The organism is Micromonospora sp. CNZ299 (assembly GCF_002754415.1).
Map to the genome: position 1 here is coordinate 6681381 of NZ_PEFG01000001.1, position 26317 is coordinate 6707697.

General features: G+C 73.2%; 25 protein-coding genes. 10 read left to right on the top strand and 15 right to left on the bottom strand.

Going from position 1 to position 26317, the window contains the following annotated elements; translation table 11 throughout:
- Nucleotides 1–30: 30 nt before the first annotated feature.
- The 10 genes from CLT68_RS30115 to CLT68_RS30155 form a co-directional block, all read right to left on the bottom strand.
- Nucleotides 31–1197 carry an alkaline phosphatase family protein gene (locus tag CLT68_RS30115; protein WP_099856044.1) on the bottom strand — a complete coding sequence of 389 codons (1167 nt, stop codon included), beginning with the start codon at nt 1195–1197 and terminating at the stop codon, nt 31–33.
- Nucleotides 1194–1961, bottom strand: coding sequence for a methyltransferase domain-containing protein (locus CLT68_RS30120; protein ID WP_088951912.1), 768 nt, complete (start codon nt 1959–1961; stop codon nt 1194–1196). The genes CLT68_RS30115 and CLT68_RS30120 overlap by 4 nt, the downstream gene beginning before the upstream one ends.
- Nucleotides 1962–1970: 9 nt before the next feature.
- Complete coding sequence (locus CLT68_RS30125) at nt 1971–2894, bottom strand: carbohydrate ABC transporter permease (RefSeq protein WP_099856046.1); 924 nt, start codon at nt 2892–2894, stop codon at nt 1971–1973.
- Nucleotides 2891–3064 carry a hypothetical protein gene (locus CLT68_RS33000; protein WP_158240969.1) on the bottom strand — a complete coding sequence of 58 codons (174 nt, stop codon included), beginning with the start codon at nt 3062–3064 and terminating at the stop codon, nt 2891–2893. The genes CLT68_RS30125 and CLT68_RS33000 overlap by 4 nt, the downstream gene beginning before the upstream one ends.
- A complete protein-coding gene (locus CLT68_RS30130; RefSeq protein ID WP_099856048.1) occupies nt 3061–4008 on the bottom strand; it encodes a carbohydrate ABC transporter permease in 948 nt (315 codons plus the stop codon). The genes CLT68_RS33000 and CLT68_RS30130 overlap by 4 nt, the downstream gene beginning before the upstream one ends.
- A gap of 7 nt (nt 4009–4015) precedes the next feature.
- Nucleotides 4016–5365, bottom strand: coding sequence for an extracellular solute-binding protein (locus CLT68_RS30135; protein WP_099856050.1), 1350 nt, complete (start codon nt 5363–5365; stop codon nt 4016–4018).
- Nucleotides 5366–5462: 97 nt separating this feature from the next.
- Nucleotides 5463–8870 carry an error-prone DNA polymerase gene (locus CLT68_RS30140; RefSeq protein ID WP_099856051.1) on the bottom strand — a complete coding sequence of 1136 codons (3408 nt, stop codon included), beginning with the start codon at nt 8868–8870 and terminating at the stop codon, nt 5463–5465.
- 108 nt (nt 8871–8978) lie between these two features.
- Nucleotides 8979–10745, bottom strand: coding sequence for a Y-family DNA polymerase (locus CLT68_RS30145; protein WP_099856052.1), 1767 nt, complete (start codon nt 10743–10745; stop codon nt 8979–8981).
- Complete coding sequence (locus CLT68_RS30150; protein WP_099856054.1) at nt 10742–11467, bottom strand: hypothetical protein; 726 nt, start codon at nt 11465–11467, stop codon at nt 10742–10744. The genes CLT68_RS30145 and CLT68_RS30150 overlap by 4 nt, the downstream gene beginning before the upstream one ends.
- A 102-nt stretch (nt 11468–11569) precedes the next feature.
- Nucleotides 11570–12019: an SAV_6107 family HEPN domain-containing protein gene (locus tag CLT68_RS30155; protein ID WP_088949400.1), complete on the bottom strand. Its 450-nt coding sequence runs from the start codon at nt 12017–12019 to the stop codon at nt 11570–11572.
- Between the two features lie 713 nt (nt 12020–12732).
- Between CLT68_RS30155 and CLT68_RS30160 the strand changes: the two genes are divergently transcribed.
- From CLT68_RS30160 to CLT68_RS30185, 6 genes are read left to right on the top strand one after another with little or no spacing between them, the layout of a single operon-like run.
- On the top strand, nt 12733–13221 hold the full coding sequence (locus CLT68_RS30160; RefSeq protein WP_088949401.1) for a YbaK/EbsC family protein: 489 nt from the start codon (nt 12733–12735) through the stop codon (nt 13219–13221).
- Nucleotides 13218–13955 (top strand): monooxygenase, encoded by a 738-nt coding sequence (locus CLT68_RS30165; protein ID WP_088949402.1) that lies wholly within the window; start codon nt 13218–13220, stop codon nt 13953–13955. Before CLT68_RS30160 ends, CLT68_RS30165 begins: the two co-directional genes overlap by 4 nt.
- Nucleotides 13952–14503 (top strand): GNAT family N-acetyltransferase, encoded by a 552-nt coding sequence (locus CLT68_RS30170; protein ID WP_099856055.1) that lies wholly within the window; start codon nt 13952–13954, stop codon nt 14501–14503. Before CLT68_RS30165 ends, CLT68_RS30170 begins: the two co-directional genes overlap by 4 nt.
- Complete coding sequence (locus CLT68_RS30175; protein ID WP_099856057.1) at nt 14500–15399, top strand: carotenoid biosynthesis protein; 900 nt, start codon at nt 14500–14502, stop codon at nt 15397–15399. The genes CLT68_RS30170 and CLT68_RS30175 overlap by 4 nt, the downstream gene beginning before the upstream one ends.
- Nucleotides 15396–16523: a glycosyltransferase family A protein gene (locus tag CLT68_RS30180; protein WP_099856059.1), complete on the top strand. Its 1128-nt coding sequence runs from the start codon at nt 15396–15398 to the stop codon at nt 16521–16523. Before CLT68_RS30175 ends, CLT68_RS30180 begins: the two co-directional genes overlap by 4 nt.
- Before the next feature lie 11 nt (nt 16524–16534).
- A complete protein-coding gene (locus CLT68_RS30185; protein WP_088949406.1) occupies nt 16535–18022 on the top strand; it encodes a phytoene desaturase family protein in 1488 nt (495 codons plus the stop codon).
- 24 nt (nt 18023–18046) lie between these two features.
- Here the strand turns inward: CLT68_RS30185 and CLT68_RS30190 are convergent, their stop codons facing one another.
- Both CLT68_RS30190 and metF read right to left on the bottom strand, forming a co-directional pair.
- Complete coding sequence (locus tag CLT68_RS30190) at nt 18047–18736, bottom strand: CDP-alcohol phosphatidyltransferase family protein (protein ID WP_099856061.1); 690 nt, start codon at nt 18734–18736, stop codon at nt 18047–18049.
- A 44-nt stretch (nt 18737–18780) separates the two neighbouring features.
- Nucleotides 18781–19698 (bottom strand): methylenetetrahydrofolate reductase [NAD(P)H], encoded by a 918-nt coding sequence (gene metF, locus CLT68_RS30195; protein WP_099856063.1) that lies wholly within the window; start codon nt 19696–19698, stop codon nt 18781–18783.
- Between the two features lie 247 nt (nt 19699–19945).
- Between metF and CLT68_RS30200 the strand changes: the two genes are divergently transcribed.
- Nucleotides 19946–20335: a helix-turn-helix domain-containing protein gene (locus CLT68_RS30200; RefSeq protein ID WP_099856065.1), complete on the top strand. Its 390-nt coding sequence runs from the start codon at nt 19946–19948 to the stop codon at nt 20333–20335.
- A 9-nt stretch (nt 20336–20344) separates the two neighbouring features.
- Nucleotides 20345–21427 (top strand): polyprenyl synthetase family protein, encoded by a 1083-nt coding sequence (locus CLT68_RS30205; protein ID WP_099856067.1) that lies wholly within the window; start codon nt 20345–20347, stop codon nt 21425–21427.
- Between the two features lie 142 nt (nt 21428–21569).
- Here the strand turns inward: CLT68_RS30205 and CLT68_RS30210 are convergent, their stop codons facing one another.
- Entirely contained in the window at nt 21570–21959 is a 390-nt protein-coding gene (locus CLT68_RS30210) for an Rv2175c family DNA-binding protein (protein ID WP_099856069.1), read from the bottom strand.
- A complete protein-coding gene (locus CLT68_RS33005; protein ID WP_158240970.1) occupies nt 21956–22105 on the bottom strand; it encodes a hypothetical protein in 150 nt (49 codons plus the stop codon). The genes CLT68_RS30210 and CLT68_RS33005 overlap by 4 nt, the downstream gene beginning before the upstream one ends.
- Before the next feature lie 42 nt (nt 22106–22147).
- On the opposite strand from CLT68_RS33005, the gene pknB reads away from it, so the two are divergent.
- Both pknB and CLT68_RS30220 read left to right on the top strand, forming a co-directional pair.
- Nucleotides 22148–24133: a Stk1 family PASTA domain-containing Ser/Thr kinase gene (gene pknB, locus CLT68_RS30215; RefSeq protein ID WP_099856071.1), complete on the top strand. Its 1986-nt coding sequence runs from the start codon at nt 22148–22150 to the stop codon at nt 24131–24133.
- Nucleotides 24133–25011, top strand: coding sequence for a deoxyribonuclease IV (locus CLT68_RS30220; protein ID WP_099856073.1), 879 nt, complete (start codon nt 24133–24135; stop codon nt 25009–25011). The genes pknB and CLT68_RS30220 overlap by 1 nt, the downstream gene beginning before the upstream one ends.
- 122 nt (nt 25012–25133) lie before the next feature.
- Here CLT68_RS30220 and CLT68_RS30225 read toward each other — a convergent pair whose 3' ends face one another.
- Nucleotides 25134–26168 (bottom strand): GntG family PLP-dependent aldolase, encoded by a 1035-nt coding sequence (locus CLT68_RS30225; RefSeq protein ID WP_099857803.1) that lies wholly within the window; start codon nt 26166–26168, stop codon nt 25134–25136.
- Nucleotides 26169–26317 lie beyond the last annotated feature (149 nt).

The window sequence follows — 26317 nt, forward strand, 5'->3', positions numbered from 1 at the left end:
AGCCACCGGCGGGCCGCACCGGTACGCCGGTCAGCCGCGGACGACCAGCAGGGGCACAGTCAGCTCGGCCGCGGTGTCCGACCCGTGGTACGCCACCAGCTTCGACGCCATCGGCCGCTCGGTGCGGCTGGCCATGACCGCGTACGTGTCGTTGCAGGTCACCACCACGTCGCCGATCCGCCCCAGGTGTTCCTCGGGCACCGGGCCGAACCAGCCGGTGGCCACCACCTCGTCGCGGGTGCGTACCCGCGCCGCGTCGCCCAGCACCTCGGACCAGGCGGCCCGCACGTCGTCGACCGCGCCCTCCTCGACGTGCAGGTAGCGCACCCGGGCCTCACCGGCCACCACCCGCACCCCGGCGCGCAGTCGTGGGTCGGTGTCCAGGTCGAAGCGGTGGTCGGCGGGAATGTCGAGCTGGCCGTGATCGGCGGTCACCAGCAGTGCCGCGTCCGACGGCAGCCCGTCGACCAACCGGGCGATCAGGGCGTCCACCTCGGTGGCGGCGACCCGCCAGGGTGCTGAGTCGACGCCGCTGAGGTGGCCGTGCCGGTCCAGGTCGGCGTGGTAGCCGGAGACCAGGGTCGGGCCCGGGCCGGCGGCCAGCGCGGCCAGCATGGCGGCGGCCACCGCGTCCCCACCGGCGGCGCCCCGGAAGTCGCCGCCCCGGTTGGCGGCGAGGGTCAGCCCACTGCCGCCGAACTCCGGCCGGCTCACCACTGTCACCGTCACACCGGCGGCGCGGGCCCGTTCCAACTGGGTGGGCACCGGCTGCCAGTGCAGCGGCGACGGGTCCGCGGCCCAGTCGGTGTGGGTGAGCACCCGGTCGGTGCCGGGCACCCGCACGGTGAAGCCGAGCACCCCGTGCGCGCCCGGCGCGACGCCGGTGCCCAGCGTCACCAGGCTGGTCGGTGTGGTGGACGGGAAACCGGCGATGATCGGCCGGGCCACCGTCGCGGCGAGCCCGGCGAGGGTCGGCGCGTACGGGGCGGCGGTCGGCAGCTGGTACCAGCCGAGCCCGTCGACCAGCAGCACGGCGATCCGGCGTACCCCGGCCAACACGGGGACGAGCCCGAGCGGGTCGGCCGAGCCGGGAACGCCCAGCACGGCGAGCGCGCTGGGCAGCACGTCGGCGAGACGGCCGCCGCCGTGGTGCGGCCCGAGGACCGTCAGCGGCGCGGCAGGTGGCGAGTCGCTCATGCCGGCCGGCGGGCAAAGAGGTGCAGTTGGGCGGCCAGGTCCCGGTACGGCGGTTGGGCGGCCAGCGCGCGTTCCAACTCGACCAGGGCGGCGGACTGCCCGTCGGCGACCGCGGCCGGCAGCAGGTCGGCGAGCACGCGTACCCCGTGGATCTCCTCGACCACGAGACCGGCGGCGCCGAGCAGCGCGGCGGCGCCCGGGGCGTCGTAGCGTCGGCGCAGCGTGTCCCGTGGTCCGGCGGTGCCGGCCGGGTCGGCGGCCAGCGCGGTCGCGACGTCGAGGTGGCCGTTCATCGCGCGGCCCAGCACGGCGGCGGCCCGCCCGGCCACGAGCACACTGGCCGCGCCGCCCGGGCGCAGCGCGGTGGCCAGCGCGGTCACCACCGGTGCCGGGTCGTCGACCACCTCCAGCACGGAGTGGCAGAGGACCAGGTCGACGCCGGCCGGCTCGACCAGCCCGGCGAGGGCGTCGCCGTCGCCCTGCACGGCGGCGATCCGGTCGGCCACGCCGGCCTCGGCGGCCCGGCGGGTGAGTGCGGCGAGCGCGTCGGGGCTGGCGTCGACCACTGTGACGCGGTGCCCGGCGCGGGCCAGCGGAACGGCGAAACCGCCGGTGCCGCCGCCCACGTCCAGCACGGTCAGCTCGGCGTCGCCGCGCCGGTCCAGCTCGGCGCGGAGCACCGACCAGATCACGGCGGTACGGGGGGTCAGCGGCGGCCCGGCGAACCGGCCTCGGGTCTGCTCCACCCGGTCGAGCCTAGTCACCTGGTCCAGTCAGCCCTTGCGGCCGGTGGTGGCGATTCCCTCGACGAAGTGCCGCTGGGCCAGGAAGAACAGAATGATCATCGGGACGGTGGCCAGCACACTCCCGGCGAGCACGATCTCCCACTGCTGCTCACCGCCGTAGCCGAACCGGTCCAGCACGACCTTGAGCCCGCGCGGCAGGGTGTAGAGCTGCTCGTTGCGCAGGTAGATCAGCGGCTTGAGCAGGTCCGTCCAGCTGGCCTTGAACTCGAAGATGAAGGCGACCAGCAGCGCCGGTCGGATCAGCGGAAAGGCCATCTTCCAGAACAGCTGCGGGTAGCTGGCGCCGTCCACCCGGGCGGCCTCGAAGTATTCACGGGGCAGAGCGAGCAGGAACTGCCGCAGCAGGAAGATGTAGAACGCCGAGCCGAACAGGTTGCCCGCCCAGAGCGGCACCTGGGTGTCGGTCAGCCCGAGGTCCGACCAGATGAGGTACGTCGGGATCATGGTGACCGCGAACGGCAGCATCATGGTCGCCAGGACCAGCCCGAAGAGCAGGTTGCGGCCGGGGAAGCGGAAGTAGGCGAAGCCGAAGGCCACCCAGGCGCTGGAGAGGGTCGCCGCGGCGGCGGCGGCCACACCGACCACCACGCTGTTGAAGAACCAGGTCACCAGTGGCACGGCCCGCCAGGCCTCGGCGTAGTTCTCCGGAGCGAACGGGACCGGCAGGAAGCCGGGGGCGAAGACGTACTCCCGGGGGCGAAGCGAGGCGCTGACCAGCCAGACGAACGGCAACATGAAGATCACCGCGGCGCCCACCAGCGCCACCACGAAGAGCACCCGCTGCCAGGGTGACCGACGGCCCTCACCGGCCGCCGACCGGGGCGCCGCCGGCCGGACCGGCGAGATGCCGGACACCGGCGACGCGGCGCCCCGCTCGACGGCGGTGGTCACGACTCGGCCCCAGCTGCCGGATCCTCCTCCGCCCGGGACCGCCGAACGTTGGCGACGGGACCGTCGGTGAGCTGGTACTCGCGCGGCTCAAGCTGCTCGGGCACCCAGCCAGCGGTCAGCCGGGTGCGTCGCGCGTTGGCCACGCCGTTGTGGCCGATCATCGAAGTCACTTGTCTTCTCCCTCGTAGTACACGAACCGGTTGCTGAGTTTCACCTGTATCAAGGTGATGATCAAGATGATCACGAAAAGCAGCCACGCCATCGCTGACGCGAAGCCCATGTGCAGGAACTGGAACGCCTCCTGGAACAGGTGGATGACGTAGAAGGTGGCGGCGTCGCTGTTGAACGAGTTCTGCGTCTCCCGGTTGCCGAAGTACATCGTGTAGACCTCGGTGAACATCTGCAGCGACGCGATCGTGTTGACGATCAGCGTGAAGAACAGCGCGCCCGAGATCATCGGCAGGGTGACCGACCGGAACCGGGCCCACGGGCCGGCGCCGTCGATGGCAGCCGCCTCGTACAGGTCACGGGGCACGTTCTGCAACGCGGCCAGATAGATGATCACTGTGGAGCCGAGGCTCCACAGGCTCATCAGGACGATGCCGGGCATCACCCAGCCCGGGTCGGTGGTCCAGCTCGGACCGTCGATCCCGACCAGGCCGAGCGCCCGGTTGATCAGGCCGTCCTGGGTGTTGAGCAGCAGCAGGAACAGGATGCCGACCGCCACCGCCGGGGTCATCACCGGCAGGTAGAAGACGGTACGGAAGAAGCCCTGCAACCGGCCGACCCGCTTGAGCAGCAGCGCCAGGCCCAGCGAGATGAGCATAACCAGCGGCACGTGCAGCGCCGCGTAGTAGACGGTGTTGCCCAGGCTGCGGGCCACCGCTGGGTCACTCATCAGCTGCCGGTAGTTGTCCAGCCCGGTGTACTCCGGCGGGTTGATCACGTCGTACTCGGTGAAGCTCAACCACAGGCTGGCGATCATCGGCCCCGCCGAGAAGACCAGGAACCCGACGATCCACGGCGCCAGGAAGAGGTACGCCCAGCGCGCCTCCCGCCGGGCCAGCGGCGTGCGACGGCGCCGGCCCGGAGCGGGAGTGGTGACGGTGGTCATCGCGGGGCTACTTCGCGGCCTTGTCCAGGGCTGCGGCGGCCTCCTGCTGGGCCCGCTGCAACGCCTGCGCGGGCTGCGCCTGGCCGGCGAGCACCCGGTTGACCGCGTCGTAGTACGCCTTGTCGAACTCCGCGCCGGCCGGAGAGGCGGGCATCGCGAACGCGGCGTCCTGCACCGAGCGGATGGTGGCCACGGCGTCATCGAAGCGCTTGTTGCCGGTCGGCTGGTACAGCTCGTCGAAGATCTTCTTGTCGGCCGTGGCATTGGCCGTGTAGAGGCCGGTGAACGGCTGGCCGGCGGCCTTGCGGGCGTCCACCCGGGCCTTCGCGGCGGCCACCCAGGTGTCGGTGGCGGTCATCTGCTTGACGAACGCGCACGCCGCGTCCGGGTTCTTCGCGCCCTTGGTGACGACCCAGGCCTGCCCGCCGGACTGGGTCAGCGGCTTGCCCTGCCGGTCCACGAACGGCTTGACCACCAACTCGGCGTTCGGGCTGTTCTTGGCGGCCTGGTTGAGGAACCACTCCTCCATCGGCCACGCCACGATCTGGTTCTTGGACAGCGGGTTCTGCGCACCGAAGAAGTCGAAGGTGTCCCGGAACGACTTGAATTTGCCCCAGCCGCCCTGCTGCTGGATCAGGTTGACCCCGGTGGTCAGCGCCTCGACCACCCTGGGGTCATCCAGCTTGGCAGTGCGGCCGTCGGCGGAGATCATGTCGGCGCCGTTGGCCTTGGCCCACATCGGCAGGAACTCGGGAACCTTCGGGTCGATGCCGATCCGGGAGAGTCGACCGCCGGAGACGGCGGCCAGCTTGGCGTTGAGCTGGGGCAGCGCGGCCCAGTCGGCCAGATTGACCTGGTCGGCGGTCAGGCCGGCCTGCTTGAGCAGCCCCTCGTTGAGGTAGACCACCCGGACGGTGGAGAACTCGGGGATGCCGTAGACGGTGCCGTCGAGCGTGACCTGGGCGCGGGCGGCCGGCCGATATTGTTCCAGGTCGATGTCCTGCTTCTTGACGCAGTCGGTCAGCGGCTGGATCGACCCGCGCTTGGCGTACGTGCCGATCAGCTTGCGGTCCATGTAGACCAGGTCCGGTGGGTTGCCCGAGGCGACCGCGGAGAGGAACTGCTGCTCGTCGAAGGCCCCCTCGGTGACCTTCAGCTCGACGCCGGGGTGGTCACGCTTGAAGGCGTCCACGCGGGTGGTGGCGATCTCGTCGGAGAAACCGAAACCCATGGTGCTGAGCGTGCCCTTGGCGGCGGTGCCGCCACCCGCGTCGCTGTCGCCGCCGACACCCCCGCAGCCACTGAGCACCAGAGTGAGCACCCCGGCGAACACCGTCGCCCGCAGCATCCGTGACATGTGTCCCTCCCCGAGTCCACGCGGACCACACCGTTCGCGTGACCTGCACTTCTCCTCAGACGCGCGCCTCAAACGTGGGATCTGGGTAGCCGAACGGTCACCGGAAGTCACGGGAAGCGGGGCTGACCGGCGGCTCGATGGCGTCCAGTCGGTCGGCGACCAGGTTGGTCACCCCCTCGTGCCGCTGCAACCGCCCCCGGACCACCAGCGCGGCGCTGGTGCGGGCCACCCGCCGGTAGCGCTGCCACAGCCCCGGCGAACAGGTGACGTTGAGCATCCCGGTCTCGTCCTCCAGGTTGAGGAAGGTGACCCCGCCCGCGGTCGCCGGACGTTGCCGGTGGGTGACGATGCCACCGACCCGGATCCGTTGGCCGGGCTCCACCCGGCCGAGCCGGGCGATCGGCACCGCGCCGAGCACGTCGAGCTGACCCCGGATGAACCGGGCGGGATGGCTCTCCGGCGACAGCCCGGTGGCCCACACGTCGGCGACCAGCCGGTCCACCGCCTCCATCCCGGGCAGCGTGGGCGCCGCCGCGCCGGTCACCGTGCCGGGTAGCCGTCCCGGCCGGTCCTGGGCGGCCGCGCCGGCGGCCCACAGCGCCTGCCGCCGGGTCAGCCCGAAACAGGCGAAGGCGTCCGCGGTGGCCAACGCCTCCAGCTGCGCGGCGGTGAGACCGACCCGCCGGGCCAGGTCAGGCATGTCCCGGTACGGCCCACCGACCGCCCGTTCGGCCTCGATCCGCTCGGCCACGTCGGCGCCGAGGGTCCGTACGCTGGACAGGCCGAGCCGGACCGCCGGACCGCCCAACCCCCAGGCGTGCGGCGGCTCCCCCGGCCCGCTGCCCCACCGGGTGTCCGGGGTGGACTCCAGCACCGCCAACGCCGCACTGGCGTTGATGTCCGGCCGACGGACCTCCACCCCGTGCCGGCGGGCGTCGTCGACCAGGGTCTGTGGGGAGTAGAAACCCATCGGCTGGGCGTTGAGCAGCGCGGCCAGGAACGGCGCCGGGTGGTAACGCTTGAGCCAGGAACTGGCGTAGACCAGGTAGGCGAAGCTCATCGCGTGGCTCTCCGGGAAGCCGTAACTGGCGAACGCGGTGAGCTTGCGATAGACGTCGTCGGCCAACTCACCGGTGATACCCCGCTCGGCCATCCCGGCGTAGAGCCGGTCGGCGATACGGGTCATCCGCTCGACCGACCGTTTGGCGCCCATCGCCCGGCGCAACTGGTCGGCCTCTGCCGCGTCGAAGCCGGCCAGGTCGATGGCGAGCTGCATCAACTGCTCCTGGAACAGCGGCACACCCAGGGTCTTCTCCAGGGCGTTGCGCATCAGCGGGTGCGCGAAGGTCACCGGCTCCTGGCCGTTCTTGCGCCGGATGAACGGGTGCACCGAACCGCCCTGGATCGGGCCGGGCCGGATCAACGCCACCTCGACCACCAGGTCGTAGAACTCGCGGGGCTTGAGCCGGGGCAGGGTGGCCATCTGAGCGCGGCTCTCCACCTGGAACACCCCGACCGAGTCGGCCCGGCAGAGCATGTCGTAGACCTCCGGGTCGTCCAGCGTCATGTCACCCAGGTCGAGGCTCTGGCCGATCATGTCGTAGCCGTAGTGCAGGGCGGAGAGCATGCCCAGCCCGAGCAGGTCGAACTTGACCAGGCCGACCGCCGCACAGTCGTCCTTGTCCCACTGCAGGACGCTGCGCCCGGGCATCCGCCCCCACTCCACCGGGCAGACCTCGATCACCGGCCGGTCGCAGATCACCATGCCGCCGGAGTGGATGCCCAGGTGTCGTGGGAACGTCTGCAACTCGTTGGCGTACTCCACCACCTGCTCCGGGATGTTCTCCACGTCGACAGTGGCGACCGAGCCCCACCTGTCGATCTGCTTGCTCCAGGCGTCCTGCTGCCCCGGCGAGTAGCCGAACGCCTTGGCCACGTCGCGCACCGCCGACCGGGGCCGGTAGGAGATGACGTTGGCGACCTGGGCGGCGTGCTCCCGGCCGTAGCGGGTGTAGACGTGCTGGATCACCTCCTCCCGACGGTCGGACTCGATGTCCACGTCGATGTCCGGTGGGCCGTCGCGTTCCGGGGCGAGGAACCGCTCGAAGAGCAGCCGGTGCCGGACCGCGTCCACATTGGTGATCCGCAACGCGTAGCAGACCGCCGAGTTGGCCGCCGAACCCCGACCCTGGCAGTAGATGTCCTGCTCACGGCAGAACGTGACGATGTCGTAGACCACCAGGAAGTAGCCGGGGAAGCCCAACTCCTCGATCATGTTCAACTCGTGGTCGAGTTGCGCGTACGCCGTCGGGTGCGCCTGCGGCGGCCCGTAGCGCTCCCGTGCCCCGTCGGCGGTCAGCTTCCGCAGCCAGCTCATCTCCGTGTGCCCCGGTGGCACCGGGTACGCCGGCAACTGCGGCGCGACGAGCTGGAGGTCGAAGGCCAACTCGGTGCCGAACTCGGCGGCCCGCGCCACCGCACCCGGGTACGCGGCGAACCGGGCCGCCATCTCCGCGCCGCTGCGCAGGTGGGCGGTGGCCGCCGCGGGCAGCCAGCCGTCGATCTCGTCCAGGCTGCGTCGGGCCCGGACGGCGGCGACGGTGGTGGCCAGCCGACGCCGGCCAGGCGTGGCGTAGTGCACGTTGTTGCTGGCCACCGTCGGCAGCCCGGCCGCGGCGGCCAGGTCGGCGAGCGCGTCGTTGCGGTCGGCGTCGACAGGATGGCCGTGGTCGGTCAGCTCCACCGCCACCGTCTCCGCACCGAAGAGCGCGGTCAGCCGGTCCAGCTCGCGGGCCGCCGCGTCCACCCCCTCGGTGAGCAGCGCGCCCGGCACGTGCCCCTTGCGGCAGCCGGTCAGCACCAGCACGTGATCGCGTAGCTCGGCGGCGACCTCCTCCAACTCTCCGTAGACCGGGCGGCCCTTCTCCCCGCCGCGCAGTTGGGCGCGGGCGATGGTGGTGGCCAGCCGGGCGTACCCCTCATGGCCGTGCGCGAGCACCAGCAGGTGCGCGCCGTGCGGGTCGGGTTCGCCGTTCTGCGGGCCGGGCAGCCCGAGGGACAGCTCCGCGCCGAAGATGGTCGGCAGGCCCAGCGTGCGGGCCGCCTCGGCGAAGCGGACCACCCCGTAGAAGCCGTCGTGGTCGGTGACGGCGAGCGCGGTGAGCCCCAGCCGGGCCGCCTCCTCGGCCAGCTCCTCGGGATGGCTGGCACCGTCGAGGAAGCTGAAGTTGGTGTGCGCGTGCAGCTCCGCGTAGGGCACCACCCCGTCGGGGCGGGTCAGCTCCGGTGGCTGGTACCGCTCACGGTGGCGGCTCCAGGCCGGGGAGTCTCCCCCGTCGGCGTCCATGGCGAGCGGGTCCACCACGTGCAGGTGCCGCTCGTCGCGCGACCGCCCGCCGCCGGAACCGCCCGACCCGCCGTCGCCCCGCCCGGAGCTGCCACTGCCCCGCCCGGAGAGCACCCGTTCCAGCTCCGACCAGGGCATCTTCGGGTTGTGGAAGCTCATTCCCGCACCCTCACCCTGATCGACTCGACCTCCGGGAAGTCGGGCTGTCCGGGTCGGCGGGACACCCCGACTTTCGGAATACCGAGTCGATCAAGCCCGGCTGGACGCTCAGTCATAGATCGCCTCCACCAACCACTGCCCGCCCTCGACGGCGAGCAGCAGGGCGGTACCGTCGGCCAGGCAGACCTGGAACCGTGCCCGCCGCCGAGCCTCGGCCGGAGCCCACCACCGCTCGTCCACCGGCCACGGGCCGACCCAGCCGACGATCTCCGCCGGCCGGCCGGTGCCGACCACCAGCCGGGCGGGCGGAGCGCTCACCGCCAACCGCGCGCTGATCACCACCGCCTCACCAGCGGCGTCGTGCACGGTCGCGGCGAGCGGGCTGGGCAGCACCACAGCCGGCGCGGGCGCCGGCAGCCGGCCGGGCCATGGTGGAACCCCGCCAGCACTGTGGTCGGCAGGCCGACCGGCACTGACGGCCCGGCCGCCGCCACTGGCGATCGACTCGCCGGACAGCGGTGCCCGGCCGGGACGCGCGATCGGCTCGCCAGGCAACGGCGCCGGACCGGGACGCGCGATCGGCTCGCCGGACAGCAGTGCCGGGCCGGGACGCGCGATCGGCTCGCCGGGCAACGACGCCGGACCGGGACGCGTGGGGAGGCGTTCGTCGCCCCACGGCACCAGTCGCACCTGGTCGGCCGGGGAGCGACCACCGCCGAGCACCGCGGTGACCACCGCTTCCGGGCCGAGGATGCCCTGCACCCGGCTCAGCGCCCGGTGCGCCCGTTCCCGCTCCTCGCCGGTCTCCCCCCACAAGCCGGCCTGCAGACCGGCCTGGGCGATCACCCCGTCCGGGATCAGTCGCAGCCGGATGATGCCGGCCGTCGGTCGGGCTGGTCGGGCGCCGGTGCGGCCACTGCTGCCGGAGAGCCACCCGTCGAGCTGCCAGCGCACCCGGTCGGCGATAGCCGCGGCGGTGAGCAGGCCGTCGTGCCGCCACACCCGGTGCAGCTCCTGCCCGTGCTCGGTGACCGCCTCGATGCCGAGCCGGGTGCAGGCCAGCCCGTGCCCGGCCAGCCGCTCATGCAACTGCTCAGCCAACGCCCGGGCCACGAACGCGGCCACGTCGACCCGGTCGATCGGCTCGTCCTGCTCGGCGGTCACCGTCAGGTCGGCCGGCGGCTGCCGGACGGCGAGTGGGCGGTGGTCCCGCCCGGCTGCCAGCCGATGGGCCAGCGCACCGTCGAACCCGAACCGGGCCAGCACGTCGCCAGCCGGCAGCGCGGCGAAGTCGCCGAGACTGCGCACACCGAGCCGCCGCAACAGGTCGGCCAGCGCCGAGCGGCCGAGCGCCTCGACCGGCAACCCGGCCAGGAACTCCGGTGTCCCACCCGGTGGCACCACCCGACCGGAGCGAGCGGCCAACCCGGCCGCGAACACCCCGTCGGCGATGCCGACCTGGCTCTCCACCAGGCACGACTGGGCGACGTGCTCGATGATCCGCTCGGCGGCCGCCTCCTCGCCACCGAGGTAACGGCTCGGCCCGCGGGCGGCCACCGCGCAGGCGCCCGGACGGACCACCTCGACGCCGGCGACCAGCTCCTCCACCGCGGCGACCACCGGCTCGAATGCCCGGGCGTCCCGACCCGGGTCGTAATCCACGACGGTGAGCTGCGGGCAGCGACCCTGCGCCTCCCGTTTGCGCAGCCCTCGGCGCACCCCCTCGGCGCGGGCCCGCTCGGAGCAGGCGACCACCCGGTTGGCGTGCAGCACGGCGACCGGGCCGGTGGCCGGCACCCCGTCGACGATCTCGGCGGCGAGCACCGGCCAGTCCGGGCACCACAGCAGCAGGGTCCGTGCCGGCGTGCCGGTCACTCCCGACCGACCAGGGCGAGCGGCGCGGCCGGACGGCCCACTGTCGACGGCATCACACGCGGGATCACCCGGGTCAGCTCGTCGCCCGGCAGCCAGACCTTGATCTCCTTTGGTCGGGCAGCCGCCCCGCGCCCGCGCGCCGAGACGGTGACCTCCCGGCGGCGCAACCGCCCCCGGCCATGCCCGAGCCCTTCCCAGACTCCACGGACCACCTGCAACGTCACGTCCGCGCCGTCCCACCGGCCGTACGGGACGAGCACACTGCCGCGCTGCCGCGCCCGGGCGGCCAACCGGGTGGCGACCGAGGCGGAGACAGCGGCCGGCACGGTGGTGACCACGACGTCCACGCCGTCGATCAGCGCGGCGACCACTGTGGCCCACTCGGGGCCGGGATTCGGCACCAGGGCCAGCCGGTCCAGGGCGATGCCCAGCTCGGCGGCCGCGCCCGCACCGAATGTCGGCACACCGACCACGGCGCACCACGAGCCGGCCCGGGAGGCCTCGGCGAGCAGAGCCAGCATCAGCGAGGTGCCACCGCTGCGCCGGGGCTGGCCGGCGGCAACCGCGATGGTGCTGCCCCGGCGCAGGCCTCGGTTGGGCAGCAGACCGGTCAGCTCGGGCACCACCGGCAGCACCCGGTGCCCGCCGGCCTGGTCGGGCGCGCTCGCCGGGCGCACCAGATCGGCCAGTGCGGCGGAACCGACCACCATGCGGCCCGCCATTGGACCAACTCCCCCGTCGTTGCTGTGGATCAGATCAGGACCGGCACGCCGTGCCACCGGCCGCCCGGCTCCCCCCGCAGGGCGGTCGGTGGCACGGCGGGATCAGGCGGCGAGGCCGTCCAGGGCCGGTTGGTGGGCAACGCCGAGTGCGGTCTCCACCACCGTGACGAACTGTTCGGCGGCACGGAGCAGATCGTCGGCCTCCCGGGCGCTGACCACCCGGGGGATGCCGGCCTCGGCGGCGGCGCGCTTGCTGGCGCCAGCGGCGAAGAACCGGGACCACTCGTCGAGCTCCGGAGCGACGGCGCAGAGGAGGACCCAGACGCTGGTGATCCGGTTGCGTCGGCTCGGCGCGGGTCGGGCACGCGCGGCGAGCAGGGCGGCCGCCGCGCGCAGCGCCGCCAGGTGGGCAGCCGCATAACGCAGACCGTCAGGTCGGGTCTGGCCGGCCTCGACCAGCCCACGCCGGGCCAACGTGAGCAGCTGGGCGGGGGTGCGGTGCGGCAGCACGTGCGCCGGCACCGTCGGTGCCTGAGCCGAGTTGGTCGGCATGGATGTCTCCTCCACATGGCCGAGGCGTCGCCCCGGCGCGCTGATGCCGCCGACGAGACGCCGAGGTCGAGTGGTGCGGAGGAAGACGCACCGGGTGTGGCCGGCCGGGTGTGGATGCTTCCCCACACCACACCCGGCCGGCGTACCGGCGGGTTCGTCGCCCGCCGCCCGGGGGTCGTGGGCGGCGAGCGACGATCCTGCCTGTCGGGACCAGGCTCGCGACTGCCCGGAAACCCAGGTGCGGCCCGCGGAGCCACACCGCCCGGAGCTGGCGCCGCGAAACGCCGCGCTCCGGCTGGTTGGAACGGGCGTTCGAGGCAATCGAACACTCGTTCTAACTGCTCCTGACAGTACACCTCCCCTCCGACGAAAATGCAACGTGTGACGCGCCAGGCGTGCGTACCGAGCGCGGCGGCTCACCTCGGGGTCGGATAGTCGGGCGGGACGAGGAACGGGCCGGGGTCGCCCCACGCTGCCAGCGCATCGCGTAGTCGCGCAGCCGCTCCGGCGAGATCGACGAGGAAGATCCGTACAACATCAGGGATGTTGCTGCCTCCCGCGCGCCGGAGACAGCAACATCAGGGAAGTTGCGCGGATCTTGGCGCGAAGGTCGGTCACTCACCACGAACGGGACCTGTCGGGCTGGGTCCGATGGGGCGGGATGGAACGTGGTCGGCTGAACCCGTCGCCGACTGACCGGGAAGAATGGCGACATGCAGCCACACCCGAACGTACGAGCGGTGCAGGACGCGCTCACCGCCGTCGGCGCGCTCGACGGCACCGGTGAGCCCAGCACGGTCCGTCTGCTTCCCGACGCGGTGCACACCGCCTCGGCGGCCGCCGAGGCGCTCGGCGTCGAGGTAGGCCAGATCGCCAACTCACTGATCTTCGACGCGGACGACGCGCCGCTGCTCGTGCTCACCTCCGGCGCGCACCGGGTCGACACCGCCAGCCTGGCGGCGTCGCTCGGCGTCACCCGGCTGCGCCGCGCCACCCCGGAGTTCGTCCGGACACACACCGGGCAGCCGATCGGCGGTGTCGCCCCACTCGGGCACCCGCACCCGCTGCGCACCCTGGTGGACACGGCGCTGACGGCGTACCCCGAGATCTGGGCCGCGGGTGGCGTGCCGCAGGCGGTCTTCCCGACCACCTACACCGAGCTGCTGCGGGTCACCGCCGGCAGCCCGGCCGAGGTGGCGTGAACGCCGCACCGGAGCTCGTCACGCTGCACGTGTGGCGGACCTCCCGCGCCGCGCTGCCCCGGGCGCTGACCCGGATGGCGGTGGACCCACGCCGGTTGCGCTCCCTCCCGGGCGTTCGGTTCGGCAAGCTGCTGGGCACCGGGACCGGCACCGGATTCGGGCCGGGGGACGCCGACCTGACCCGGTGGGCGGCGCTGACCGTCTGGGACTCCCCCGCAGCGGCGGCCGGCTTCGACGACTCGGCGGTCGGGCGCGCCTGGGCGCGCATCGCCCACGCCTCCGCACGGGTGGACCTGCGCCCACTGACCAGCCGAGGCGAGTGGTCCGGTCAGCGGCCGTTCGGTGACCCGCCGGGTGGCCGGGTCACCGGCCCGGTGCTGGCGCTGACCCGGGCTCGGCTGCGGGTCCGCCGGGCAGCCACCTTCTGGCGGGCGATCCCCCCGGTGGCCGCCGCCCTGCGCGACGCGCCCGGGCTGTTGGCCCGGTTCGGGGTCGGGGAGGCGCCCTTGGGTTGGCAGGGCACGGTGAGCGTGTGGCGCGACCCGACGGACCTGGTGGCGTTCGCGTACCGTCACCCGGAGCACCGGGCGGCGATCATGCGAACCCCCACCGAGGGCTGGTACGCCGAGGAGTTGTTCGCCCGGTTCGAGGTGCGCGACGTGGTCGGCGACCGGTCGGTGCTCGGATGGGTCGCCGACGGTGGCCCGGAAACAGTGAAGGGTGGACGGGCATGAGGTTGGTGCGCTGGACGCCGGACGATCTCGTCCGGCGGCTGGACGACGTGGTGACCGTCTACGGCGAGGCGATGGGATACCGCACCGACCTGCTGGAGGCCCGGCGCGGTTACATCGCCACCCACGTCCGCCGGCCGGGTTTCCGGGCGGTCGCCAGCCTGACCAGCGAGGGTCACCTCGCCGGCTTCGGTTACGGCTACCTGGGCGCCTCCGGTCAGTGGTGGCACGACCAGGTGCACCGGGCACTGGACGCCCCGACCCGCCAGCGCTGGCTCACCCACTGCTTCGAGGTGGTCGAGCTGCACGTCCGGCCACCGGCGCAGGGGCACGGTCTGGGCGCCGGCCAGCTGCGCGCGCTGCTCGGCATGGCCGAGGGTGACACCACGCTGCTGTCCACCCCGGAGGCCGACGAGCAGACCTCACGGGCCTGGCGGTTGTACCGGCGCTTCGGTTTCGTCGACGTGCTGCGCAGCTTCCACTTCCCCGGCGACGAGCGGCCGTTCGGCGTACTCGGTCGGGACCTGCCCCTCGAACCACCGGCGTCATGACCCGGCGGATCTCCTGGGCGCTGCTCGCCATCCTGGTGCTCGCCCAGATCTGCTACCCGCTTACCACCGGCGCCACCAGGGCCGGGCTCACCGTGGCCACCGTCGTGCTCGGGTGGCTGCTCTCGGTCGGCCACGCGCTGCTCAGCCGGGGCCCTCGGGTGGCGGCGGCGCTGGTCGCGGTGGCCACCGGCGGCGGGTTCGCGATCGAGGCGATCGGGGTGGCCACCGGGGTGCCGTTCGGCAGCTACGACTACTCCGGCGAGCTGGGCCCCAAACTGGCCGGAGTGCCGCTGATCATTCCGCTGGCCTGGACCTGGATGGCCTGGCCGGCCTGGCTGGCGGCGGTCCGGCTGACCGGCGGCAGCGCGTCGCGGGCCGGTGACAGCGGCGCGACGGCCGGCGGCGGCACATCGGGAACCGGCCGCGGCGGGTCGGCGGCCGGGCTGTGGGTACGACGGATCGCGCTGGCCACCGTGGGGCTGGCCGCCTGGGACCTCTTCCTCGATCCGCAGATGGTGGCCGAGGGCTACTGGGTCTGGCGGGACGCCACCCCGGCGTTGCCCGGCCTGCCCGGCATCCCGGTCAGCAACTACCTGGGCTGGCTGCTCTTCGCGGTGCTGATGATGAGCGCGCTGCGCCCGCTGGCCGGGCCGGCGGCCGAGCACACCGACCGGCGGGACCACCCGATGGTCGCGCTCTACCTGTGGACGTACTTCTCCAGCATCCTGGCCCACGCCGTCTTCCTCGACCTGCCCGCCTCGGCGCTCTGGGGCGCCGCCGGCATGTCGGTGACAGCCGTACCGCTGGCGGTGACCCTGCTGCGTGCCCGGCGGGCTCGCGACACCCGCCGGGAGGACCACCAGCCGCACCGGCCCGGCGTCGACGCGACCCGATGACCGTCCTGCTCGCCCTGGTCATCGCCATCGCCGCGTTGACCGGGCACACCTGGCTCAACGCCACCCGCTGGCTGCGCAGGCCCACCGACCAGCCCGACGAGGTCGACGAGCGGGTCGCCGTGCTGCTGCCGCTGCGCGACGAGGCCAACCGGGTCACGCCCTGCCTGCGCGCCCTGCTCGACCAACGCGGCGTACCCGGGCTGCGCGTCGTGGTCCTCGACGACGGGTCCACCGACGGCACCGCCGACGTGGTCCGCGCGGTGGCCGGCGACGACCCCCGGGTGACGCTTCTCACCGGGGTCGCCCCACCGCCGGGCTGGCTGGGCAAGCCGCACGCCTGCTGGCAACTGGCCACCCGCGCCGACCCGGACGCCACCGCGCTGGTCTTCGTCGACGCCGACGTGGTGCTCGCCCCGCACGCCGTGGCCGCGGCCGTCACCGAGCTGCGTGCCGCCCGCGCGACGCTGCTGTCGCCGTACCCCCGGATCGTGGTGGCGACGGCGGCCGACCGGCTGGTGCAGCCGCTGCTGCAGTGGCTCTGGCTGACCTTCCTGCCGCTGCGCGCGATGGAGCGCTCGTCGCGGCCGTCGCTGGCCGCGGCGGGCGGCCAGTTCCTGGTGCTGGACCGGGCCGGCTACACGGCCGCAGGCGGGCACGTCGCGGTCGCCGACAAGATCCTGGAGGACGTCGAGCTGGCCCGGGCGGTCAAGCGGTCCGGTGGGCGGATCGCCCTGGCCGACGGCTCCCGGCTGGCCACCTGCCGGATGTACGACGACTGGCCGCAGCTACGCGACGGGTACTCGAAGTCGCTCTGGGCGTCGTTCGGGCACCCGGGAGCGGCTGCGGCCGTGGTGGCGTCGCTGCTGCTGCTCTACACCGCACCGCCGCTGATCGCGCTGGCGGGTGTGGCGACCGGCGCGCCGGGGGTGGTCGCCGCGGGCCTGGCCGGCTATCTGCTCGGGGTGGCCGGGCGGGTGTTCACCGCCCGGGCGACGGGGGGCCGGTGGTGGCCCGACGCGCTCGCACACCCCGTGTCGGTCGTGGTCCTCGGTTGGCTGACCCTGCGGTCGTACCATCTGCGAAAGCGACGCCGCCTGACCTGGCGGGGTCGCCCGGTCAGCTAGGAGGACGCGGAATGGCGCGGATCGTGGTCGTCGGCGCCGGGGTGGGTGGCCTCGCCACCGCCGCCCGGCTGGCCGCCACCGGGCACCAGGTGACCGTCTTCGAACGGGCCGGCACGGTCGGCGGCAAGCTCGGCCGGTACACGCACGACACCCCGGCCGGGTCGTTCCACTTCGACACCGGGCCGAGCCTGCTCACCCTGCCCGAGGTCTTCCACGACCTGTTCGAGGCGACCGGGGCGAAGCTCGACGAATACCTGGACCTGGTTCCGCTGGACCCGATCGTCCGGCACGTCTTCCCCGGCGGCGGCCCGGCACTCGACTCGTGCGCCGACCCGATGGAGTTCGCCACCCGGATCGGTGCCGCCTTCGGCGACCGGGCGGCAGCCGACTGGCAGCGGCTGTGGCGTCGGGCCGCGCGGGTGTGGAACGCCTCCTCGCGGGACATCCTGCGTCGTACCGTCGACTCCCCCCGCGACCTCGCGTCGCTGGCCTGGCGGGTCGGTGACCTGGCCGCCATCGCCCCGGGCCGCACCCTGCGTGGCCTGGGCCGCCGGCACCTGTCCGACCCGCGGCTGCGGATGATGCTGGACCGGTACGCCACCTACACCGGCGCCGACCCGCGGCGGGCGCCGGCGGCGCTGGTCGCGGTCCCGTACGCCGAGCTGGCATTCGGTGGCTGGTACCTGCGCGGTGGGCTGGGCACGCTCGCCGACGCGCTGCTCACCCGCTGCCTGGACCTCGGCGTGGTCGTGCAGACCGACGCCACGGTCACCCGGATCGACGCCACCGGTGGCCGGGTGCACGGGGTACGCCTCGCCGGTGTCACCGCGCCGGTGCCCGCCGACGTGGTGGTGGCCAACGTGGACGCTCTCACCGTCTACCGTGACCTGCTGCCGCACCCGCGTCGGCTGGCTGGGCTGACCGACCGCAGCCTCGCCGGCTTCGTGCTGCTGCTCGGCGTCTCCGGCAGCACCGGGCTGGCCCACCACAATGTCTTCTTCCCGCGCGACTACGACGCGGAGTTCGACGCGATCTTCGGCGACCCCGGGCGCGGCGTACGGGCCCGGCCGGCGGCCGACCCGACGGTGTTCGTCACAGTGGCCGACGACCCGATGGTCCGCCCGGCCGGACATGAGGCGTGGTTCGTGCTGGTCAACGCCCCTCGGCAGGGCACCGCGGCGGGCGCTGTCGACTGGCGACGGCCGGGGCTGGCCGACGCGTACGCCGATCGGGTCCTGGACGTGCTGGCGCGGCGCGGCATGGACGTGCGCGACCGGCTGCTGTTCCGCGAGGTCCGCACCCCGGCCGACCTGGACGCGGCGACCGGAGCGCCGGGTGGCTCGATCTACGGCACCGCCGGCGGGCTGCTCCGCCCCGCCAACCGAGGCCCGGCCAACGGGTTGTGGCTGGTGGGCGGCTCCACCCACCCGGGCGGCGGGTTGCCGATGGTGACCCTCTCCGCGCAGATCGTCGCCGACGAGATCGGCCCCGCCTGGTAGGCGCGGGGCCGCACGCTCCGGGGCTCAGTCGGCGTCGAGCAGCGCGCGGCGGATGGTGGAGAGCAGCTGCCCGAGGCCGAACCCGGCCAACAGCACCCACACCGCGGTCGCCATGGTGATGGTGCCGGCGGCCAGCTCCGGCTCGATCAGCCCGGCCAGCCCCGCGACCAGCAGCCCGGCCAGCGCCACCGAGACCCGGGTGGGACGCTCGCCCACGGTGACCGCGCCGATGTCGCGCATGCCGGCGGCGACCGCCCGGGCTCGGACGTACTCGTGCAGCCAGGACAGCGCGCCACCCGCGACGACCAGCGCGCCCGGCGCGCCGAGCAGCCAGAACGCCAGCAACCACGCCACCTCACCGAGCCGGTCGGCAACCGAGTCGTAGACGTAGCCGAGCCGGGTGGTGCGGCTGGTGGCGACCGCCACCGCACCGTCCACGCTGTCCGCCACGGCGGCGAAAAGCACGAACAACGCGCCCAGGAAGGGCCCGTTGCCCGGGCGGGTCACCAGCAACGGTACGCAGAAGCAGAGCAGCACCCCGGCCACTGTGACCGCGGTCGGGCTGACCCGCAGCCGGCCCAGCACATAGCCGACGTGGTACGCGAATCGCAGCCAGGCGCGGACCACCGGGGCCGCGACCCGAGGGTCGAACCCGCCGTGCAACCGCGCCCACGCCGTGGCGTACTGATCCCAGTTCAGCTGTGTGCCCACCACGGATCAACCGTCGTGCCGGGCATCAGGTGTCGCAGAAGCAACGTTCACACCCGCGCGCCGGCCTTCAGGTTCTGCCAGACCTCGCGCGTGGCCGTGGACCGGTTGAGGGTGATGAAGTGGATCCCGGGCACACCCTCGTCCAGCAGTCGACGGCACATCTCGCTGGCCTGCTCGACGCCGAGGCGGCGGACGGCCTCCGGGTCGTCGGCGACACGCTCGAAGCGGGCCGCCAGCGCCGGCGGGAAGGGCGCGCCGGACAGCTGCACGGACCGCTCGATGGTGCCGATCTGGGTCACCGGCATCACCCCGGCCACGATCGGGGTGTCGCAGCCGGCGGCGGCCACCCGGTCACGCAGCCGCAGGTAGTCGTCGGCGTCGAAGAACATCTGCGTGATCGCGAACTCCGCGCCGGCACGGCACTTGCGGACGAACTGCGCGGTGTCGCTGGCCACGTCGGGCGAGCGGGGGTGCTTGTACGGGAAGGCGGCCACGCCGACGCTAAAGTCGCCGGCATCGCGCACCAGGCGGACCAGGTCCTCGGCGTAGTCCACGCCCTCCGGGTGGCGGATCCACTCACCGCCCGGGTTGCCCGGCGGGTCCCCGCGGACCGCCAGCACGTTGCGCACTCCCACCCCGGCGAGCCGGCCGATCACGTGCCGCAGCTCGGCGACGGAGTGGTCGACAGCGGTCAGGTGGGCCATCGGCAGCAAAGTGGTGTCGGTGGCGATCCGTTCGGTCACCGCCACCGTGGTGTCCCGGGTCGACCCGCCCGCGCCGTACGTGATCGACACGAACGACGGGCGCAGTGACTCCAGCTCGCGGATGGCCTGCCAGAGCAGCCGCTCCCCGGCGTCGGTCTTGGGCGGGAAGAACTCGAACGAGAAGGTCGGCTGGCGCTCACGGATGAGCTCCCCGATCGCCGGTTGCGGATTGGGGAGGACCGAAGGAAGACCGAGCGCCACGACCCGACTCTAGCTGGCGACGCCACCGCGACCCAGGCGCTTCCCACCCGGTGACCCGTGCCGCCCCGCCCGTCCCGGCGCGGTGGACGCACGGGTGTCGTACCCCCGGGGTAGGAATGGGTGGCGTGGGAGGGGCGGCGGGGGCGGCTCCGGGGTTTCGCGCGGGGGTCAGCAACCGAGCGGTGACGCCGGTCCGGCCGGTCGGCCGGGCGGGTCGTCACCACACCGACGCCCGCCAGGAGGACCCGTGACCCCACCCGCAGCGCCGCGCCCCGCGCAGCTCGGGCCACTGCTGGCCCGCTGCCGGCTGGCCCGCGGCTGGAGCCAGCAGCGCGCCGCCGCCGAGTTGTGTGCCGCTTCCGGAGTGCCGACTCTGAGCCGGCATGAGGTGTCCCGCTGGGAACGACAGCGCCGCGTGCCCGGCGGTTTCTGGCTCGGCTGGCTCGCCGTCGTCCTGGACGTGCCGCTGGTGACGCTCGCCGAGGCCGCCGCAGCCACCCGTCGGGCCGGCTCGACAGGAGCCGCCGGTCCGGGCCGCACCGCGCGGGCCGGGGCGCCACCGGCGGGGCGCACCGGTCCGGGCCGCACCGGCGGGACTACGCGTGGCGGGAGAGCGCGGGTCAGGACGACCCGCTAGCGTCGGGGAGTGACCCAAGCTGCTCCCGTGTCTCCCGTCGACCGCGCCGGCCTGCGCCAACGCGTCGACAAGGCCCTCACCGAATTCCTCGCCGGTCAACGGGGTCGGCTCGCCGCCGTGGATGACGCCCTCGCCCCGGTGGCCGAGGCGATCGAGGCTTTCGTGCTCGGCGGCGGCAAGCGGCTGCGTCCGGCATTCGCCTACTGGGGGTTCCGGGGCGCTGGCGGGGTGGACGGCGACCAGGTGGTCACCGCCCTGGCCGCGCTGGAGTTCGTCCAGGCCAGCGCCCTGATCCACGATGACCTGATGGACCGCTCCGACACTCGCCGCGGCGAGCCCGCGGTGCACCGGCGGTTCGCCGCGCGGCACCGGCAGTCCGGCTGGGGCGGCGACCCCGACGGCTTCGGCGACGCCGCGGCCCTCCTGCTCGGCGATCTCTGCCTGGTCTGGTCTGACGAGCTGCTGCACTCCTCGGGCCTGGATCTCCAGGCGTTGGCCCGGGCTCGGCCGGTCTTCGACGAGATGCGCACGGAGGTCACCGTCGGGCAGTACCTCGACGTGTTGACGCAGGCCACCGGGGACACCTCGGTGGAACGCGCCAGCAAGGTCGCCCGCTACAAGTCCGCGAAATACACGGTCGAGCGTCCGCTGCTGCTCGGCGCCGCGCTGGCCGACGCGACGGCCGACGTGCGGACGGCCTACTCGGCGTACGGGCTGCCGCTGGGCGAGGCGTTCCAGCTCCGCGACGACGTGCTGGGGGTCTTCGGTGACCCGGCGCTGACCGGTAAGCCGGCCGGGGACGACCTGCGGGAGGGCAAGCGCACCTTCCTCGTGGCGGCGGCCGGGGAGGCAACCGACGACGCGGGCCGCGAGCTGCTGTTCAGCCGGCTCGGCGACCCGGAGCTGGACGAGCAGGGGGTGGCCCGGCTCCGCGAGCTGATCACGGCGAGCGGGGCTCTCGCCCGCACCGAGCAGCGGATCGTCACGCTCACCGACGCCGCGCTGGCCGCCCTGACCGCCGTCGACCTCGACACCGAGGCCCGCCAAGCCCTGGTGGACCTGGCCATAGCCGCAACCCGCCGAGCCGACTAACCCACCCCGCCCCTCTCCCCCGGCCTCCGGCCCCCTCTCCCCCGGTCGATCATGAAGTTAGCGGCGTCCGCGACGGCGTGTCGCGCCGCTAACTTCATGATCGACGGGGTGGGCGGAGGGCCCGGGGGGGGTGGGGGTGGGGTTAGAAGGCTTGGGCTTGGGCTCTGCGCTTTACCTCGCGGGCCTGGTCGCCCGACAGGGCGGCTGCGGCGGTGGCGCCGGGGAGGGTGTCGTCCGGCTCGTAGAGCCAGCGCAGCGCGGCCTCGTCGTCGTAGCCGTTGTCGGAGAGCAGGTTGAGCACGCCGGGCAGGTGCTTGAGCACTGTCTCGTTGGCCACCAGGTCCACCGGGATCCGGCGGACGCCGTCGCGGCGGACCGCCAGCAACTCCCGGTCACGGATCATCTGGTGCACCTTGCTGATCGACACGTCGAGGCGCTCGGCCACGTCGGGCAGGGTCAGCCAACCGGCCGGGTCGGCGGGTCCGGCGAGCTCCGGGCCGGGGACGGCCTGGTCGGGTACGGGTTCGGTCACCCGACCACCCTGCCACGTCGTCGCCGCGACGAGCCACCGGCACCCCGGACGACCGATCGGCGACCGGTCCCGTACGCGTCGCTGACCAGCGGGTGAGGGCCGGCGAGCGCGGCGGGACGTTCCAGTTCGGCGTACGGCTGTAGCATCCTGTTCATCCTTCACCCCCTGGACACATAGACTCCCTGCCGATGGACACTCAGGTCGCCGACACGTTGCTGGGCTCGCTGATCGACGGGCGCTACCGCATTCGCGGTCGCGTGGCCCGTGGTGGCATGGCGACCGTGTACACCGCCACCGACGAGCGCCTCGAGCGCACCGTCGCTGTAAAGATCATTCACCCGACCCAGGCACCGGAGGCCCGAGCCCGGATCGCCAACTTCGTGGCCCGGTTCACCGACGAGGCGAAGACCATCGCCCGGCTGACCCACCCGAACGTGGTGGCGGTCTACGACCAGGGCACCCACGCCGGTCTGCCGTACCTGGTGATGGAGTACGTCCGCGGTCGCACGCTGCGCGACGTGCTGGCCGAGCGTCGCCGGCTCAACCCGGACGAGGCGCTGGCCATCGTCGAGCAGATGCTCGCCGCGATCGCCGCCGCGCACCGGTCCGGTCTGGTGCACCGCGACGTCAAGCCGGAGAACGTGCTGGTCGCCGAGGCACCCACCGGCGGCGTCGCCAACCTGGTCGACAGCGTCGTCAAGGTGGCCGACTTCGGGCTGGCCCGGGCGGTCGAGGCGAGCGCCGACGAGGAGCAGGGCAACCAGCTGATGGCCACCGTGGCGTACGTCGCCCCGGAGCTGGTCACCGAGGGCCGCGCCGATCCACGTACCGACGTCTACTCGGCCGGCATCGTGCTGTTCGAGATGCTCACCGGCCGCGTGCCCTACGACGGGGACCGCCCGGTGGACGTCGCCTGGCAGCACGTCGACCGGGACGTGCCGGCACCCTCGACGCTGGTGCCCGGCCTGCCGTCGGTCCTCGACGACCTGGTGCAGCGGGCGACTCGGCGCGATCCCGACGCGCGGCCCGCCGACGCCGGCGCGCTGCTGACCGAGGTGCAGGCCGCCCGGGATCGCCTGGGCGACGCCAACAGCCACACCGCCGTGCTCCGCCCGGTGAGCGGCGAGCCACTCTCTCAACCGACCATGGTGGTCGCGACGGTCCGCCCTTCCGACCGCCCGTCCTGGGCGCGGCTGCCCGAGGGTGCCAGCAGCCAGGGGCCGGGTCGACGTCGGGCCGCTCCGGAGCCCGCGGACAGCCTGGGGTCCCGACTCGCAGCGTTGCGCAGCACTCTGATGGCGAGCCAACGCGGCCGGCTGGCCGTCGCGGCCGTGGTGGTGACGCTGGGCCTGGTGGCCGCGATCGGTGGTTGGTGGTTCGGTGTCGGTCGTTACACGGATGCCCCGCAGCTGGTGAGCTTGAGCAAGGCCGAGGCGCAGGCGCAGGCCGACCGTGCCGGGCTCACGCTGAAGTACGGTGAGCCGCGCTTCGACGAGCAGGCCCCGAAGGACAGCGTGCTGGCGCAGAGCCCGGCGTCCGCCACCAGGATCGTCAAGGGTGGCGCGATCACCCTGACCCTCTCCCTCGGCCCGGAGCGTTTCCCCGTGCCGGACGTGATCGGCAAGGAGTTCGAGCTTGCCGAGGCGGACCTGGTCAACGTGAAGCTGGTGGTGGCCAAGGGAGCCTCCCGCTACGACGACAGCCTGCCGTCCGGGGTTGTGCTGGACACCTCCCCCAAGGTGGGCAGCGAGGTCAAACCCGGCGCGAAGATCACCCTCATTGTGAGCCGTGGCAGGGCGCCGGTGTCGGTGCCGAACCTGGTCGGAAAGAGCCTGACCGAAGCCCGGACCGTTCTGGCCCAGCTCAACCTGGTGCTGGTGCCGACCTACAAGGACTCCGACAAGCCCAGGGACGAGATCCTCGGCCAGAGCCCCGCCGATGGTGCCGGCGTGGAAAAGGGCACCCAGGTCAAGCTGGACGTCAGCAAGGGCCCGCCGGCGATCGTCGTGCCCCGGGTGATCGACCTGCCGTGTCAGCAGGCCAAGCAGGCGTTGGAGAGCCAGGGCTTCCCGGTGACCGTCGTGGTCAACCCGAACGCCGTGGTCCGGATCCAGGTCCCGGGCGAGAATTCGCAGGTGCCGCCGGGCACCCCGGTCACCCTCACGTGCTTCTGATGCCGGCGGTCACCTCGCGTCCGGTGGGCGCGCACACTCCGACCTCCGGTGGGCTGGCCAAGGCCGCCCTGCCGTACGCCGACGCGACGGGCGCCCAGGTGGTGCAGGTCTACGTCTCCAACTCGCGGGGTTGGGCGCTGCCCAACGGTGACCCCGTGCAGGACGCCCTGTTCCGCGACGGCTGCGCCGAGCGGGGCATTCCGGCGTTCATCCACGCCTCGCTGCTGGTCAACCTCGGCTCGCCCACCCCGGCCACTGTCGAGAAGTCGGCACAGACGCTGGCGCACGCGTTGCGTCGGGGCGTGGCGATCGGTGCTCAGGCGGTGGTGTTCCACGCCGGCAGTTCGGTGGACGAGGGGTACGCCGAGGCGGCGATGCGACAGGTCCGCGAGGAGTTGCTGCCGCTGCTCGACTGGGCCGCCGAAGCCGGCGGGCCGATGCTGCTGGTCGAGCCGAGCGCGGGCGGTGGTCGGTCACTGGCCTCCCGGGTGGAGCAGCTTGGGCCCTACCTCGACGCGGTGGACCGGCACCCCATGCTCGGGGTCTGCTTCGACACCTGCCACGCCTGGGCGGCCGGTCACGACCTGGCGGCCGAGGGCGGCATGACGGCGACCCTGGACACGCTGGTGGCCACGGTCGGTGCGGACCGACTGCGGCTGGTCCACGCCAACGACTCGAAGGATCTGTGCGGCTCCACCCGGGACCGGCACGAGAACATCGGCAAGGGCACCATCGGCGAGCCCGCCTTCGCCGAGCTGATGACCCACCCCGCCACCGCCGGCGTCCCCTTCGTCGTGGAGACCCCGAGCGAGAAGCAGATCGGCCACGCCGCCGACATAACAACCCTGACCCGCCTGACCCCTGATCCCCGCCCCTGACCTCACCTCGGTGATCAAGAGGTTTGCGTCATCCGGAGGCCGGAATCTGACGCGAACCTCTTGATCACCAGGTCGTGGGAGGGCGCCGGATCACCAGGTCGTGGGAGGGCGCCGGCCGGAGTTCAGGACGCGGCGAGGATGCGGGGCAGGGCCGCGACCGCGCGGTCGATGGCCGCGTCGTCGAGGCCCAGGTGGGTGACCAGGCGGGCGGTGCGGGGGCCGAGCACCGAGATGAGTACGCCCTCGGCCCGCGCCGCGGCGGCCAGGGCCCGCGCGTCCAGGGTGTGCTTGGTGAGATCCAGTGCGACCAGGTTGGTGCGCACCGTGGTGGCCAGCACGCCGAACGGCGCGACCGCCTCGGCGAGCCGGGCCGCCTTCGCGTGGTCGTCGGCCAGCCGGTCGACGTGGTGCGCGAGCGCGTACCGACCGGCCGCGGCGAGGATGCCGGCCTGACGCATGCCACCGCCCATCCGCTTACGGATCATCCGAGCTCGCTCGATCTTGTCCGCGCTGCCCACCACCAGCGACCCGACCGGCGCGCCGAGGCCCTTGGAGAGGCACACCGACAGCGTGTCGAACAGCCGGCCGTACTCGATCAGGGGCACCCCGTCCGCGACGTGCGCGTGCCAGATCCGAGCGCCGTCGCAGTGCAACGCGACATCCGCGTCGTCGGCAACCCCCCGCAGATCCCGCAGGGTGGCCAGCGGAATCACGCCGCCACCGCCCCGGTTGTGGGTCTGCTCGACGGCGATCGCGCGGGTCGGAACGGCGAAGTAGCCGTCCGGCCGGATCATCCCGGCCACCACCTCCGGGTCGATGTCCGCGCCCACCGCAGGCCAGGTCCGCGAGGAGATCCCGCCGTACGCGGCCGCGGCGCCAATCTCGTACGTGACCACGTGCGCGTCCGCGTCGCAGAGCAGCTCGTCGCCGGGCGACACCAGCAGTTGCAGGGCGATCTGATTGGCCATCGACCCGCTCGGGGCGAACAGCGCCGCCTCGTGCCCGAACAACGCGGCGACCTCGGCCTCCAGCGCATTGACGCTCGGGTCCTCGGCGTAGACGTCGTCACCGACCTCGGCGGTGGCCATCGCCTCCCGCATCCCGGCGGTGGGCCGGGTCACCGTGTCGGAACGCAGGTCCACGAACAGATCAGCCATGATCATCCCTTCGGCTGCCGACTGCGGGGCTCGCAAGCTCACTCCTCGCGTCAGCCACTGTTGTCCTTTCGGCTGCCGACTGCGGGGCTCGCAAGCTCACTCCTCGCGTCAGCCACTGTTGTCCCTTCGGCTGCCGACTGCGGGGCTCG

Excerpts from the sequence above, each read along its gene's own strand:
- CLT68_RS30115 (WP_099856044.1), bottom strand. The coding sequence starts at position 1,197 with ATGAGCGACTCGCCACCTGCCGCGCCGCTGACGGTCCTCGGGCCGCAC.
- CLT68_RS30130 (WP_099856048.1), bottom strand. The coding sequence starts at position 4,008 with ATGACCACCGTCACCACTCCCGCTCCGGGCCGGCGCCGTCGCACGCCG.
- CLT68_RS30135 (WP_099856050.1), bottom strand. The coding sequence starts at position 5,365 with ATGTCACGGATGCTGCGGGCGACGGTGTTCGCCGGGGTGCTCACTCTG.
- CLT68_RS30140 (WP_099856051.1), bottom strand. The coding sequence starts at position 8,870 with ATGAGCTTCCACAACCCGAAGATGCCCTGGTCGGAGCTGGAACGGGTG.
- CLT68_RS30150 (WP_099856054.1), bottom strand. The coding sequence starts at position 11,467 with ATGGCGGGCCGCATGGTGGTCGGTTCCGCCGCACTGGCCGATCTGGTG.
- CLT68_RS30155 (WP_088949400.1), bottom strand. The coding sequence starts at position 12,019 with ATGCCGACCAACTCGGCTCAGGCACCGACGGTGCCGGCGCACGTGCTG.
- CLT68_RS30160 (WP_088949401.1), top strand. The coding sequence starts at position 12,733 with ATGCAGCCACACCCGAACGTACGAGCGGTGCAGGACGCGCTCACCGCC.
- CLT68_RS30170 (WP_099856055.1), top strand. The coding sequence starts at position 13,952 with ATGAGGTTGGTGCGCTGGACGCCGGACGATCTCGTCCGGCGGCTGGAC.
- CLT68_RS30175 (WP_099856057.1), top strand. The coding sequence starts at position 14,500 with ATGACCCGGCGGATCTCCTGGGCGCTGCTCGCCATCCTGGTGCTCGCC.
- CLT68_RS30180 (WP_099856059.1), top strand. The coding sequence starts at position 15,396 with ATGACCGTCCTGCTCGCCCTGGTCATCGCCATCGCCGCGTTGACCGGG.
- CLT68_RS30185 (WP_088949406.1), top strand. The coding sequence starts at position 16,535 with ATGGCGCGGATCGTGGTCGTCGGCGCCGGGGTGGGTGGCCTCGCCACC.
- CLT68_RS33005 (WP_158240970.1), bottom strand. The coding sequence starts at position 22,105 with ATGCTACAGCCGTACGCCGAACTGGAACGTCCCGCCGCGCTCGCCGGC.
- pknB (WP_099856071.1), top strand. The coding sequence starts at position 22,148 with ATGGACACTCAGGTCGCCGACACGTTGCTGGGCTCGCTGATCGACGGG.
- CLT68_RS30220 (WP_099856073.1), top strand. The coding sequence starts at position 24,133 with ATGCCGGCGGTCACCTCGCGTCCGGTGGGCGCGCACACTCCGACCTCC.
- CLT68_RS30225 (WP_099857803.1), bottom strand. The coding sequence starts at position 26,168 with ATGGCTGATCTGTTCGTGGACCTGCGTTCCGACACGGTGACCCGGCCC.